Source organism: Allobosea massiliensis (genome assembly GCF_042655245.1).
In the GTDB taxonomy this organism is placed as follows: domain Bacteria; phylum Pseudomonadota; class Alphaproteobacteria; order Rhizobiales; family Beijerinckiaceae; genus Allobosea; species Allobosea massiliensis.
In genome coordinates this window covers 15,553-28,634 of sequence record NZ_JBHSLU010000004.1, presented here as the reverse complement: position 1 = coordinate 28,634, position 13,082 = coordinate 15,553, and the positions used below count along the sequence as shown (strand labels likewise).

The window sequence follows — 13,082 nt, the reverse complement described above, 5'->3', positions numbered from 1 at the left end:
AGCGGACCCCGCGCCCGGTTGAGGGCGCGGGGCGGCAGCCTCACATCTTCTTGTAGGCGTCGACGATCGCCTGGCCGTCGGCACCGGCCTTCTTCAGCCAGTCGCCGGTCAGGGTGTCACCGGCCTTCTTGAAGCCGGCGGCGAGCTCGGCGCTCGGGGCCTGGACCTTCATGCCCTTGGCCTTGAGCTGCTCGAGATACCAGCCGGACTTCTCCTCCCACATCTTCCAGCCGCGCGCTTCGGCGTCGGCGGAGGCCTTGAGGATGGCGTCCTGCGTCGCCTTGTCGAGCCCGTTGAAGGCGGCCTTGTTGACGAAGGTCGCGTTCTTCGGGATCCAGGCTTGGACGTCGTAGAAATGCGTCAGCGACTCCCAGACCTTGGAATCGTAGCCGGTGCCGCCCGAGGACATGAAGGAGTTGACGACGCCGGTCGCCAGCGCCTGCGGCAGTTCCGCCGCCTGGATCGTCACCGACTGCATGCCGAGCAGATCGCCGAGGCGGGCCGTGCCGACATTGTAGGAGCGCCACTTGAGGCCCTTCATGTCGTCGATCGTGTTGAGCTCCTTCTTCGTGTAGACGCCCTGCGGCGCCCAGGGAACCATGAACAGCAGCTTCACGCCCTGGGAGTCGAGCTTCTTCTCCACGGCGGCCTTGGAGGCGGCATAGAGCTTCTTGGCGTCGGCGAAGGACGTCGCGAGGAAGGGCACGACGTCGATGCCGTAGACCGGATCCTCGTTCTCGTGGATCGAGAGGAGCACCTCACCCATCTGGGCCTGGCCGCTCTGGACCGCGCGCTTGATCTCGGGGGCCTTGAACAGCGAGGCGCCGGGATGGACGGTGATGGCGAGCTTGCCGCCGCTCGCGGCCTCCACATCCTTGGCGAAGAGCGTGAGGTTCTCGCTGTGCGGGTTGTCGGCCGGGTAGGCGGCCGGGAGATTCCACTTGGTCTGCGCGGCGGCGGGCGCGGCGAAGGCCAGAGCGCTGACGCCGAAGGCCAGGGCGGCGGCGGTAAGGGTCCTGCGGTCGATCATGATGTCATTCCCTCTCTTGTTGGTTGTGGGTGGGGTCAGTCCGGGAAAGCGAGTTTGGGCAGGAAGAGCACGATCTGCGGGAAGGTCGTGATGATGAAGACGGCGATGTTGAGCAGAATGAAGAACGGAAACGCTGCCTTCGCAATCGTCCAGGTGTCCTTGCCGCTCATGTTCTGCAGCACGAAGAGGTTGAAGCCCACCGGCGGGGTGATCTGCGCCATCTCGACATGGATAACGAGGTAGACACCGAACCAGACGAGATCGAAGCCGGCTTCCTTCACCATCGGCAGAACGATGACGGCCGTCAGGACGATCATCGAGATGCCGTCGATCAGGCAGCCCAGGATGATGTACATGATGGTCAGCGCCAGCACGAGCATATGCGTCGAGAGCTGCATGCCCTTGACCCATTCGGCCAGGGCCATCGGGATGCCGGTATAGGCCATCGCCGCGGTGCAGAAGGCGGCTCCGGCCAGGATCAGCATGATCATGCAGGTGAGCCTGGTCGCGCTCATGATGCTCTCGAAGAGCGTCTTCCAGCTCAGCGTGCCGCTCCACCAGGCGAGGAAAAGTGCGCCGGACACCCCCCAGGCCGCGCATTCCGTCGCCGTCGCGAAACCCAGGATCAGCGCCAGGAACACGGCTGCGATCAGGACGAGGCAGGGCATCAGCTTGGCGGATTGCCGCAGCTTCTCGAAGAAGGGCAGCGCGGGGTCGCGCGGTGGCGTCTTGTCCGGGTTGAGCAGCGACCAGATGATGACGTAGCCCATATAGAGCGCCATCACGAGCAGGCCCGGCAGGAAGCCGCCGAGGAAGACCTGCAGCACCGAGACGTTCGCCGTCACGGCATAGACGACCATTGGGATGGAGGGCGGGATCAGCAGGCCGAGCGTGCCCGAGCCGGCGAGGGTGCCTAGGCTGAGTTGCTCGTCATAGCCGCGCTTCTTCAGCTCCGGCAGCGAGATCTTGCCGATCGTTGCCACCGTCGCGGCCGAGGATCCGGACACGGCGGCAAAGATGCCGCAGCCGACGATGTTGGTGTGAATCAGGCGTCCCGGCAGCCATTGCAGCCAGGGCGACAGCCCCTGGAACATTTGCTCGGAAAGGCGGGTCCGGAACAGGATCTCGCCCATCCAGATGAAGAGCGGCAGGGCGGTCAGCGTCCAGCCGCTGGCGGAACTCCAGACCGTGGTGGCCAGCACCTGGCCGATCGGCACGTCGGTGACGAGCCACATCGCCAGCAGGCCGACGAGGCCGAGCCCGACGGCGATCCAGACGCCGCTGGCGAGAACGAGAATGAGGAAGCTGAGCAGAACAAGGGCGAGAACGGGAAGGCTCATGGTTCAGACGCCTCCGCCCTGCGCGACGCGCTCGACCAGTTCCTCGACCGATTTCGGCGGCTCGGGCTCATAGGTGGGGCGACCCGTCCGCAACACGATGACGAACTCGTCGAGGATCGCGATCAGCAGCGTGCCGAGTCCCAGCACGAGGGAAAGCTGCGGCATCCACAGCGGGACGGACACGACGCCGGTGGACATGTCCGAGTACTGCCAGGAATCATAGGCGAGCTTGCCGGTCTGAAAGGTGAAGTAGCCGATGAAGAGGGCTGCGACGGTGAGCGAGAACAGCTCCGCGCCTTTACGCGCCGATCCGTGCAGGCGCTCGATCAGGAGGCCGACCCGGATCATCTCGCCCTTCTTGAAGGTGTGGGCGAGACCGAAGAAGGCCATCGCAGCGAAGGCCCAACCGGCGAAGTCATCGCCAGAGGGAACGTTGAAGTTGATGTCGCGACCGACGGACAGCAGCATCATCAGGCCAAAGATCACGACCAGGAAGATGCCGGCGATGTATCCCGCTCCGAGGTAGAGCAGATCAAGGGAGCGCCGGATCATCGGGGCATCTCCCGATGGGTGGGCGGGCGCGAGCCCGCGATTGCCAGGAGCGTTCCCGTCATAGCATCCTCCGCCTCGCAACCGCCCGGCCCCTCGCCATGATCCGGTCACAATCGCGATCGTAGCCGTCGAATCCGGCTTGTCAACAACACATCGACAAATTATCGATGAAACGTCAGCGACGGTTCCGCGTCGCCCGATGGGAGGATTCGAGATGGCGCCGCGCTGGGATTTCTGGATCGATCGGGGCGGCACCTTCACGGATGTGATCGGTCGCGACCCCTCAGGCAAACTTCACGCCAGGAAGCTGCTGTCCGAGAATCCGGGCGCCTATCGCGACGCCGCGGTGCAGGGAATCCGCGACCATCTCGGTCTGAAGACCGGCGAGCCGATTCCGGCCGGGCTGGTCGGCGAGGTCCGCATGGGCACGACGGTGGCGACCAACGCCCTACTCGAGCGCAAGGGCGACCGGACGCTGCTGGTCACCACGAAGGGGTTCCGCGATGCGCTGCGCATCGGCTACCAGGCGCGGCCCGACATCTTCGCCAAGCAGATCATCAAGCCCGAGCAGCTCTACGAGGCGGTGGTCGAGATCGAGGAGCGCGTGCTGGCCGACGGCGTGGTCGAGCAGGCGCCCGACGAGGCTGCGATCCGGGCTGCACTTCAGGCGCAGTTCGAGGCCGGCTTCCGTGCGGTGGCAATCGCCTTCATGCACGCCTATCGCTATCCGGCGCATGAGCAGGTCGCAGCCCGGATCGCCCGCGAGATCGGCTTCCCGCAGGTCTCGGTCAGCCATGAGGTCTCGCCGCTGATCAAGCTCGTCGGCCGCGGCGACACCACCGTGGTCGATGCCTATCTCTCGCCCATCCTCGGCCGCTATGTGCAGCAGGTCTCGGAGGAACTCGACATCGCCCGCACCGGTGCGCGGCTGATGTTCATGATGTCCTCCGGCGGGCTCACCGCCGCCGAGCTCTTCCAGGGCAAGGATGCGATCCTGTCCGGCCCCGCCGGTGGCGTCGTCGGCCTGGCCGAAACCGGCCGCTCCGCCGGCTTCGACAAGGTCATCGGCTTCGACATGGGCGGGACCTCCACCGACGTCGCCCATTTCGACGGCGAATATGAGCGCGCCTTCGAGACGGAGGTGGCCGGCGTGCGGATGCGTGCGCCGATGATGCTGATCCACACGGTCGCGGCCGGTGGCGGCTCGATCCTGCACTATGACGGTGCCCGCTTCCGCGTCGGGCCGGATTCCGCCGGCGCCAATCCGGGGCCGGCCGCCTATCGCCGCGGCGGGCCGCTCGCGGTGACCGACGCCAACGTCATGGTCGGCAAGCTGATCCCGGACTACTTCCCGCCGATCTTCGGCGAGAAGCGCGACCAGCCGCTCGATGTCGCGGCCGTGAAGGCGAAGTTCGCGGCGCTCGCCGCGGAGGTCGGGGACGGACGCAGTCCCGAGCAGGTCGCCGACGGCTTCATCCAGATCGCGGTCGCCAACATGGCCGAGGCGATCAAGAAGATCTCGGTGCAGCGCGGCTACGACATCACCCGCTATGCGCTGAACTCGTTTGGCGGCGCCGGCGGGCAGCATGCCTGCCTCGTGGCGGATGCGCTGGGCATCAAGACCGTGCTGCTGCATCCGTTCTCCGGCCTGCTCTCGGCCTATGGCATGGGCCTGGCCGAAATCCGCGCGACGCGGACGGCCGCACTCGACGTAGCCCTCGACGGCGGCGCGCAGGCGGCGGTCGAGGCCGCGGCGGCCTCCCTCGTCGCGGAGGCGCGGGCCGAGGTCGCCGGACAGGGTGTCGCGGAGGCGGCCATCACCGCGCTGACGCGCGCCCATGTCCGCTATGCCGGCACCGATACCGCCATCGCGGTGGCAGCCGGCACGCCCGACGCGATGAAGGCGGCGTTCCAGGCGGCCCACAAGGCGCGCTTCGGCTTCATGGACGAGAGCAAGGCGCTGGTGATCGAGGCCGTCGAGGTCGAGGCCATCGGGGGCGGGGCGCGCTTCGAGGAAGCGTCGGTCGGCGAAAGCGCGGGCGAGCCGTCCGTCGCCGCCACCACCCGGATGTTCTCGCAGGGCCGCTGGCACGAGGCGGCGATCGTCCGGCGCGAGGCGATGCGGCCCGGCCAGGGGATCGCGGGACCCGCGATCATCATCGAGCCGAACCAGACGGTCGTGGTTGAGGAGGGCTGGAGCGCGAAGCTCACGGCCAAGGACCATCTCGTGCTGGTGCGCTCCAAGGCGCTCGTCCAGACCGCTGCGATCGGCACGAAGGCCGATCCGGTGATGCTCGAGATCTTCAACAATCTGTTCATGTCGATCGCCGAGCAGATGGGCGTGACGCTGCAGAACACCGCCTATTCGGTGAACATCAAGGAGCGGCTCGACTTCTCCTGCGCGGTCTTCGACAGCCAGGCGGCGCTCGTCGCCAACGCCCCGCACATGCCCGTGCATCTCGGCTCGATGGACAAGTCGGTCGAGACCGTCATCAAAAACAACCCGGTCATCAAGCCGGGCGACGTCTACTGCCTGAACGCGCCCTATAATGGCGGCACGCATCTGCCGGACATCACGGTCTGCACCCCGGTCTTCGACGAGGCCGAGAAGGACATTCTGTTCTGGGTCGCCAGCCGCGGCCACCATGCCGATGTCGGCGGCACCGCGCCGGGCTCGATGTCGCCGCTGGCGACCGTGATCGAGGAGGAAGGCGTCTATATCGACAACTTCAAGATCGTCGATCAGGGCCGCTTCTGCGAGGACGAACTGGTCGCGGTCCTGACCGGCGCCCGATATCCGGTGCGCAACGTCGTCCAGAACGTCAACGACCTGAAGGCGCAGATCGCCGCCAACGCCAAGGGCGTCGCCGAGCTGAAGAAGATGATCGCCTCCTTCGGGCTCGACGTGGTGCAGGCCTATATGGGCCATGTCCAGGACAATGCGGCCGAGAGCGTCGCGCGGCTGCTGACCAAGCTCCACGATGCCGAGTTCACCTATCCGATGGACCAGGGTTGCGCGATCAAGGTCAGGATCAGCATCGACCGCGACAAACGCGAGGCCACCGTCGACTTCACCGGCACTTCGCCGCAGCGGCCCGACAATTTCAACGCCCCGGCGCCGGTGACGCGGGCCGCGGTGCTCTATGTCTTCCGCGTCATGGTCGACGATGCGATCCCGATGAATGCCGGCTGCCTGCGGCCGATCAAGATCGTCATCCCCGAGGGCTCGATGCTCTCGCCGCGCTATCCGGCCGCGGTGGTGGCCGGCAATGTCGAGGTTTCGCAGGCTGTGACGAACACGCTGTTCGGGGCGCTGGAAGCGATGTCCTGCTCGCAGGGCACGATGAACAACCTCACCTTCGGCAACGACCAGTACCAGTACTACGAGACGATCTGCTCGGGCTCCCCGGCCGGGCCGGGCTTCCACGGCACGTCGGGCGTCCATGTCCACATGACGAATTCGCGCTTGACCGATCCAGAGGTGCTCGAGACGCGTTTCCCCGTCGTGCTGGAGGATTTCCACATCCGCGCCGGCTCGGGCGGGCGCGGCGCGTGGAACGCGGGCGACGGCACCAGCCGCACGATCCGTTTCCGCGAGCCGATGGACTGCGCGATCCTCGCCTCGCACCGCAAGGTCCGCCCCTTCGGTGTCAAGGGCGGCGAGCCGGGGCAGTTGGGCAAGACGCTGGTGCGGCGTCTGTCGGGCGCGGTCGAGGAGCTCAACCCTTGCGACCAGACGCTGCTCCAGGCCGGCGAGGCGGTGACGGTGATCACGCCGACGGCGGGAGGGTACGGCACGCCGAAGGGGTGAGGATAAGAGGCGCGTCATTCTCGGGCGAAGCGAAGCGCAGACCCGAGAATCTCGTGCCGAGCGATGCTTCGACGAGCGCGTCACGAGATGCTCGGGTCAAGCCCGAGCATGACGGCCACGCTTTCGCCGCTCTGGAAAGGTTGCCGCCACCGGCTAAGGTCTGACCGAGAGGACGGAGCCACAGCATGCCCCACACCTGGATGATCACCGGTGCCAATCGCGGCATCGGCCTTGCGCTCACCATGGAGCTGCTGCGGCGGGGCGACCATGTCGTGGCGGCGGCGCGCAATCCCTGGGGCGGGGCGCTCGGCGAGCTCGCGGCGGCGCATCCGGCGGCGCTGCTCCCGCTCGAACTCGACGTCACCTCCGACGAGAGCGTCGCGGCGGCGAAGGGCGCGCTCGACGGCCGGCCGATCGACGTCCTCGTCAACAATGCCGGCATCCACGGCCCGCGCGGCACCGAGAGCGCGCTCGCGATGGATTTCGATGTCTGGCGCGAGGTCTTCGAGGTGAATGTCTACGGGCCACTGCGGGTTTCGCAGGCCCTCCTGGCGAATGTCGAGGCGAGCAGCGGTCGCAAGATCGCGACCATCACCAGCCGCATGGGCTCGATCGGGCTAAATCCGTCGGGCTCGCTGGCCTATCGCTCGTCGAAGGCGGCGGTGAACATGGCGATGGTGGTGTTCGGCAATGCGGTGCGTGCGCGCGGCGTCGCGCAACTCCTGTTCCATCCCGGCTGGGTGCGCACCGACATGGGCGGCGGCGGCGCCGATATCGCGCCCTCCGAGAGTGCGGCCGGGCTCATCGCCACGATCGACGCATCGGGGCTGGCGCAGACGAACAGCTTCCGGACCTGGCAGGGCGAGCCGATTCCCTGGTGAGATCGGCCCGCATCACGCGTCGAGGATGAATGCGCGGATGGCGGCCAGCGCCGCCTCCGGATCGTCCGGCACGATGCCGTGTCCGCAGCGCGCGAACCGCTCGAACCGCACACGGTTTGGCGGAAGGCTTTGCGCGATCGTCTCGCTGAAGGCGATCGGCATGATCGGATCGTCCTCGCCGCCCATCACGAGAACGGGGCATTCGATGCTTGCGAGGGCTTCGCGAAAATCCATCCGCCCCTGCTCGTTGCTGGGCCCGTTGAAATGGACGCCGGTCTCATTGCGCATGATGACCCGTTGCTCCCAGTCGGCCGGGCCGATTGGTGGTCTGGCTTTGTAGAGCGGCAGGCAGATGTCGAGATAAGGCGCCCGGGTCGCCGGCGAGGGCGCCGACCAGTAGTCCCGCGCCGCCTCTCCCGCCTGCAACCCGCCGATCCGCTCGAACGCTGCATAGATCGTCGGAAAATCGATCTTGGCCGCGGTGGTGACGAGGATCAGCTTGCCGGCATGGCGGGGATGGCGCGTCGCATAGGCCTGCGCGACGAAGCCACCGAACGAGGTGCCGAGCACGATCGGTCTCTCGATGCCGATCGCGTCGCAGAGCCCCTTCAGGTCATCACCCCACTGCGCCAGCGTCCAGTTTGCGGGCAACCCGTCCTCGCTGCGGCCGCAGCCGCGATGGTCGTAGTAGACGATCTGGCAGATGTCGCTGAGCGCCGAGAAGGCCGGCTTGTAGAGACTGTGGTCGGCGCCGGGGCCGCCATGAACCAGGATCAGCGTCGGTTTCGCACGCATTCGCGGTCCATCGGGGACGAGGCCTGCGCCTTCGACATCGACGTAGAGGCGTACGCCGTTGACCATCACATGCATCGAACAGCCTCCGTCACGGCCTTTGACCTTAGCGAAGGTGCGGCCGGGTTCAATGTCCAGCCATGCCTCGCGCCATCTGTTCGCCCGCCATGCTCTTAATCGGCTAATCTATTGAAATTGATGTCAATTTCGCCTCGGCGTTAACCTGTCGTTCTTTCGCGTCTGCGAAGGGTCTCGCCAGCGTGACGATGGCGGCCTGACGATGCTGAGACTGGGACTGACGGGCAAGATCATCCTGCTCTTCGCGCTGCTCAGTCTGACGGCGGCGGCGGGGTTGGTCAGCGCGATCCGGGGCCTCGACGAGGTGCGCGGCATCGACGAAGAAGCCATCGAGGCGCTCGATCTCGCCAATGCCGCCGCTCTGCTGGCGAACCGGGTCACCTATGCCTCGCTGCTCAGCCGGCTGAACGCCGATGCCGACAGGCGGCAGATGGATGCGGCGCTCGACCAGCTCGACGGCGCGATCGAGCTGGTCGATTCGGCGCGGGCAGGCCTCGCCTCGTCGCTGCCCCCGGCCATGCGGGAGGCCAATCCGACGCTCGATCCGCGGATCCGGACCTTCATCGCCTTCCAGCGCGGCATCGTCGAGATCGGCCGGCGGGTTTCGCCGAAAGCGGCGCTGCTCGAGGCCGATGCCGAGGAGGCGCGCGAGAACGTCCGCCAGATTATCGTCACCACGACGTCGCTGCGTGATGAGCTCGGGCGGCGCGCGGACGACGCCCGGGCCCGGTCGGTGGCGCTCGCTGCGGCGGTGCGCTGGCGCACCATCGCCCTGGCGCTGCTCCTGCCGCTCGCCGGCGGGTTCGCCACGTTCCTGCTGCTGCGCCTGCATCTGGTGCGGCCGCTGCGTGACCTGATGGCGACGATCGGACGGGTGAGTTCCTCCAACGCACCGGCGCAAGTGCCGCACCAGGAGCGCTCTGACGAGATCGGGCAACTCGCCCGCGTCGTGCACAGCCTCAGCGAGGTCCGCGCGACGCTCATCACGCGCGAGGCGGAGGCCGATCTGGCGCAGCGCAACCGAAGGCAGCGCACGCAGGACCTTCACCGCATCGCCGACGAGTTCGAGCAGCGGCTCGGCACGCTGCTGTCCGAGATCGGCGTGGCGAGCGAGAGCCTGCATTCAGCGCTCCAGGACTCGGCGGTGCGGGTGCATCAGGTCTCGCGCAGTGCCGAGACGGCCGCCGCCTCGGTGGGGGGCGCGGGTGCGGAAGCCCAGCGCAGCAGCGAGGCGGCCTGGCGGCTCGAGCAGGTCATCGGGCAGATCAATGAAGAGGTCCGGCGCGTGTCGGTGATGGCAACCGAGGCGACACGGGAGGCCGTCGGCACGACGGCGCTGGTCGAGCGCCTGACCGACAATGCCACCCGGATCCGCGAGGTCGTCGGCCTGATCGAGGCGATCGCCCGGCAGACCAATCTGCTCGCCCTCAATGCGACGATCGAGGCCGCGCGCGCCGGGCCGCATGGGCGCGGCTTTGCCGTCGTGGCCAGTGAGGTCAAGGCGCTATCGGCGCAGACGGCGAGCGCGACGGGTCAGATCGTGACCCGGATCGTGCAGGTCAACGAGGCGCTGTCGCATGCCGCGGGTGCGGTCTCGGCGATCGCCTCCAGCGTCGGCGCGGTCGAGCAGGCCAGCGTCGAGATCTCGACCATGGTCGGCTCACAGGCCGAGCTGGTGAACTCTCTTGGCGAGACCGTCGCTCACATCTCGGAGGTCACCGGGACCGCGGCGGGTGCGATGTCGGAGATCGCGGTCGCCAATGCCCAGAGCGTCGGCCAGGCCGATATGGGGGCGGCGAGCGCCCGCGCGCTGGACGAGCGCATCGGCAGCCTGCAGCGCGAGGCGCTGGATTTCGTGCGCCGCCTGCGTGCAGCCTGAGGCCTTCGCCTTCGCGCTTGCCATCGTGGCGCGACTCGTCCCCATCTGCGGCATGATTTCCCTTTGCCGCATCGCTGCATGAGCTGGTCCCCGCAACAGGATGCCGCGCTGAGCGCGGTCGCGCGCTGGCTGCAGGCCGGCGAGCCGCAGCTCTTCCGCCTGTTCGGCTATGCCGGCACGGGCAAGACGACGCTCGCGCGCCACATCGCCGAGGCCGTCGACGGCGACGTCGCGTTTGCCGCCTTCACCGGCAAGGCCGCGCTCGTGCTGCGCAACAAGGGCTGCGTGGGCGCGCAAACCATCCATTCGCTGATCTACCGATCCCGGGGGGTCGACGAGGAGAGCCCGACCTTCGTGCTCAACCGCGAGAGCGCTGCGGCCAAGGCCAAGCTGATCATCATCGACGAGTGCTCGATGGTGGATGAGGATCTCGGCCGCGACCTGCTCTCCTTCGGCACGCCGGTGCTGGTGCTGGGCGATCCGGCGCAGCTTCCCCCCGTCAAGGGCGGCGGCTTCTTCACCGAGGCCGAGCCCGACATCATGCTGACCGAGGTCCACCGGCAGGCGGCGGACAACCCGATCGTGCGGATGTCGATGACGATCCGCGAGGGCGGCCGGCTGGATGTCGGCGATTACGGCAAGAGCCGCGTGATCCGGCGCAGCGAGGTCGATCCGCAGCTGGTGATGAGCGCCGACCAGGTCCTCGTCGGCCTGAACAAGACGCGGCGCAACTACAACGCCCGCATGCGCCAGATCATGGGCCGCACCGAGACCGTGCCGGTGGCGGGCGAGAAGCTGGTCTGCCTGCGCAACGACAAGAGCAAGGGCCTGCTCAATGGCGGCTCCTGGATCGTGCAGGAGCTGAAGACCTCGAAAAAGGGCCTCGTCACCATGCGCGTGACGCCGGAGGATGACCCCAACGCTAAGCCGGTCAAGGTCTCGGTGCTGCCGAACTTCTTCGACGGCACGGAGGAAGAGATCCCCTGGGAGCTGCGCAAGCACACCGACGAGTTCACCTTCGGCTACGCGCTGACCGTCCACAAGGCGCAGGGCTCGCAATGGAACGACATCGTGCTCTTCGACGAGAGCTTCGCCTTCCGCGAGCACCGGGCGCGCTGGCTCTATACGGGACTGACGCGGGCGGCTGAGACGATCACGGTGGTGGTATGAAGTGGATCGCCTGAACCAGCGCGTCATCCTGGGGTGACCGAAGGTCGGCCCGGGATCCATCGTAGCGCGCTGCCGAGCCCTACAATGGATCCCGGCCTTCGCTTCGCTCCGGCCAGGATGACGGCGCGCTTCAGGCGCCCCCTCACAACGCCTGCGACGTCGTTCCCTTCGCGACGATCGGCCCGGTCGGGCGGCCCGTCGGCGAGCCGGTGGCCGGTTCGATCGTGATCTCGAAGAGCTGATTGGTGCCCAACGGCAACTGGTCGAGTCGCAGCGGCGTGGTACGGGCGCGGTCGATCAGGCCGACGGAACGGGGGCCGACAGCACGGTCCCAGAGCGTCCAGATCTCCAGCGCCTTGCCTTCGGGAACCGCAATGTTCTGCAGCGGCACCATCTCGACGCGGCCGTCGGGATAAGTGTTGACCACGGCCGCAGCGACGTTGGTGTCCGTCAGCAGCACGGCGACCATCAGCGGCTGGCGCTTGGCGCGGTCGAGCGCGCTGTTGAGGCCAATGGCGAGCAGGATCGCGGCGAGCGCGCCGGCAAGTGCTGCTCCACGCCAGATGAAGAGGCTGTTCCACCAATCTGCGAGTGTGCCGCCGGCCTTCACCGCCTTGGCGCGGCCGCGCTCGGCAGCGGGCAGGATGGCCGCGATCTCAGCCTCGATCCGCGCCCAGAGGCCGGGCGAGGGCGGGATCGGCCGGGCTGTCGCGTCGATGGCGGCGAGATGACCGCGCCAGCTTTCGACGCTCGCGGCCAGAGCCGGCTCGCGCGCGATGCGCTGCTCGAGCCGCTCGCGATCCGCACCCTCGACGAGGCCGAGCACATATTCGCCGGCGAGCGCGTCGCGATCGGGAGCCGATTCAGGGGAGGGGCTCATCCGAGGCACTCCTTTAGGGCGATCAGCGAGCGCCGGATCCAGGATTTGACGCTGCCGATCGGCAGGCCGAGCTTGCCGGCGATCTCGCCATGGGTCAGGCCCTGGACGAAGGCGAGCAGCACGAGGCCGCGCCGCTGCGGCGGCAGCGTCTCCAGGCAGGCATGCAGCGCCTTGGCGTCGGACAGCTTCGACATCACGGTTTCCGGATCGTCCTCTTCGCTTGCGGTTTCTTCCCCGAGGGGCGCTTCGCTCGTCTCGGTCCGCTTCTCGTCGCGCAGGATGGAAAGGGCACGGTTGCGCAGAATGGCGTAGATCCAGGTCAGGCCGGCGCCGCGCTGCGGATCGAACCGCGCGGCATGCCGCCAGATCAGGACGAACGCATCCTGCACAGCCTCCTCGGCCAAGGCGCGACGCTTCAGCAGACGCTGGGCGACACCGATCATACGCGGCGACTCGGCGTCATAGATGCGCCGAAGCGCGGATTTATCTCCAGCGGCGCAAGCCAGCAGCGCCGCTTCGATCTCGCCCGCCTTCTGCGTCAACGTGAAGTCCCCCACCGTCTCCAGCCCTGCGGCACCGCCGGGGCACCGACGCCCAACACGGGAATACAGTGCCGGTTCCCCTCCGGATGCAGGATTTTCCTTTATTTTTCAGTCTGCATCCACGCGC

Annotated in this window: 10 protein-coding genes; 4 read left to right on the top strand and 6 right to left on the bottom strand. The window is 67.4% G+C overall.

Annotated features, from left to right (window positions below; genetic code table 11):
* Positions 1–40 precede the first annotated feature (40 nt).
* Genes ACFPN9_RS01130 through ACFPN9_RS01120 form a run of 3 tightly spaced genes read right to left on the bottom strand, consistent with a single transcriptional unit; the run spans position 41 to position 2,922 of the window.
* Positions 41–1,030, bottom strand: coding sequence for a TRAP transporter substrate-binding protein (locus tag ACFPN9_RS01130; RefSeq protein WP_066724767.1), 990 nt, complete (start codon positions 1,028–1,030; stop codon positions 41–43).
* A gap of 35 nt (positions 1,031–1,065) precedes the next feature.
* Complete coding sequence (locus ACFPN9_RS01125) at positions 1,066–2,370, bottom strand: TRAP transporter large permease (protein WP_066724770.1); 1,305 nt, start codon at positions 2,368–2,370, stop codon at positions 1,066–1,068.
* Between the two features lie 3 nt (positions 2,371–2,373).
* Positions 2,374–2,922, bottom strand: coding sequence for a TRAP transporter small permease (locus tag ACFPN9_RS01120; protein WP_066724773.1), 549 nt, complete (start codon positions 2,920–2,922; stop codon positions 2,374–2,376).
* A 214-nt stretch (positions 2,923–3,136) separates the two neighbouring features.
* On the opposite strand from ACFPN9_RS01120, the gene ACFPN9_RS01115 reads away from it, so the two are divergent.
* Both ACFPN9_RS01115 and ACFPN9_RS01110 read left to right on the top strand, forming a co-directional pair.
* A complete protein-coding gene (locus ACFPN9_RS01115) occupies positions 3,137–6,733 on the top strand; it encodes a hydantoinase B/oxoprolinase family protein (RefSeq protein ID WP_066724854.1) in 3,597 nt (1,198 codons plus the stop codon).
* Between the two features lie 185 nt (positions 6,734–6,918).
* The gene (locus ACFPN9_RS01110) at positions 6,919–7,614 is read left to right on the top strand and encodes an SDR family oxidoreductase (protein ID WP_066724776.1); all 696 of its coding nucleotides are present in this window, start codon (positions 6,919–6,921) and stop codon (positions 7,612–7,614) included.
* A 12-nt stretch (positions 7,615–7,626) separates the two neighbouring features.
* Here ACFPN9_RS01110 and ACFPN9_RS01105 read toward each other — a convergent pair whose 3' ends face one another.
* The gene (locus tag ACFPN9_RS01105; RefSeq protein WP_066724779.1) at positions 7,627–8,484 is read right to left on the bottom strand and encodes an alpha/beta fold hydrolase; all 858 of its coding nucleotides are present in this window, start codon (positions 8,482–8,484) and stop codon (positions 7,627–7,629) included.
* Positions 8,485–8,686: 202 nt separating this feature from the next.
* On the opposite strand from ACFPN9_RS01105, the gene ACFPN9_RS01100 reads away from it, so the two are divergent.
* Together ACFPN9_RS01100 and ACFPN9_RS01095 are read left to right on the top strand one after the other, a co-directional pair.
* Positions 8,687–10,363 (top strand): methyl-accepting chemotaxis protein, encoded by a 1,677-nt coding sequence (locus ACFPN9_RS01100; protein ID WP_066724781.1) that lies wholly within the window; start codon positions 8,687–8,689, stop codon positions 10,361–10,363.
* 78 nt (positions 10,364–10,441) lie between these two features.
* On the top strand, positions 10,442–11,533 hold the full coding sequence (locus ACFPN9_RS01095) for an ATP-dependent DNA helicase (RefSeq protein WP_066724783.1): 1,092 nt from the start codon (positions 10,442–10,444) through the stop codon (positions 11,531–11,533).
* A 142-nt stretch (positions 11,534–11,675) separates the two neighbouring features.
* On the opposite strand, the gene ACFPN9_RS01090 is transcribed toward ACFPN9_RS01095, so the two are convergent.
* The gene (locus tag ACFPN9_RS01090; protein ID WP_066724787.1) at positions 11,676–12,413 is read right to left on the bottom strand and encodes an anti-sigma factor; all 738 of its coding nucleotides are present in this window, start codon (positions 12,411–12,413) and stop codon (positions 11,676–11,678) included.
* Positions 12,410–12,955 carry a sigma-70 family RNA polymerase sigma factor gene (locus tag ACFPN9_RS01085; RefSeq protein WP_245282419.1) on the bottom strand — a complete coding sequence of 182 codons (546 nt, stop codon included), beginning with the start codon at positions 12,953–12,955 and terminating at the stop codon, positions 12,410–12,412. The genes ACFPN9_RS01090 and ACFPN9_RS01085 overlap by 4 nt, the downstream gene beginning before the upstream one ends.
* Positions 12,956–13,082: the final 127 nt, after the last annotated feature.

What these genes read in the sequence shown, in the direction of transcription:
- ACFPN9_RS01130 (WP_066724767.1), bottom strand. Translation starts at nt 1,030, where the DNA reads ATGATCGACCGCAGGACCCTTACCGCCGCCGCCCTGGCCTTCGGCGTC.
- ACFPN9_RS01125 (WP_066724770.1), bottom strand. Translation starts at nt 2,370, where the DNA reads ATGAGCCTTCCCGTTCTCGCCCTTGTTCTGCTCAGCTTCCTCATTCTC.
- ACFPN9_RS01120 (WP_066724773.1), bottom strand. Translation starts at nt 2,922, where the DNA reads ATGATCCGGCGCTCCCTTGATCTGCTCTACCTCGGAGCGGGATACATC.
- ACFPN9_RS01115 (WP_066724854.1), top strand. Translation starts at nt 3,137, where the DNA reads ATGGCGCCGCGCTGGGATTTCTGGATCGATCGGGGCGGCACCTTCACG.
- ACFPN9_RS01110 (WP_066724776.1), top strand. Translation starts at nt 6,919, where the DNA reads ATGCCCCACACCTGGATGATCACCGGTGCCAATCGCGGCATCGGCCTT.
- ACFPN9_RS01105 (WP_066724779.1), bottom strand. Translation starts at nt 8,484, where the DNA reads ATGCATGTGATGGTCAACGGCGTACGCCTCTACGTCGATGTCGAAGGC.
- ACFPN9_RS01100 (WP_066724781.1), top strand. Translation starts at nt 8,687, where the DNA reads ATGCTGAGACTGGGACTGACGGGCAAGATCATCCTGCTCTTCGCGCTG.
- ACFPN9_RS01095 (WP_066724783.1), top strand. Translation starts at nt 10,442, where the DNA reads ATGAGCTGGTCCCCGCAACAGGATGCCGCGCTGAGCGCGGTCGCGCGC.
- ACFPN9_RS01090 (WP_066724787.1), bottom strand. Translation starts at nt 12,413, where the DNA reads ATGAGCCCCTCCCCTGAATCGGCTCCCGATCGCGACGCGCTCGCCGGC.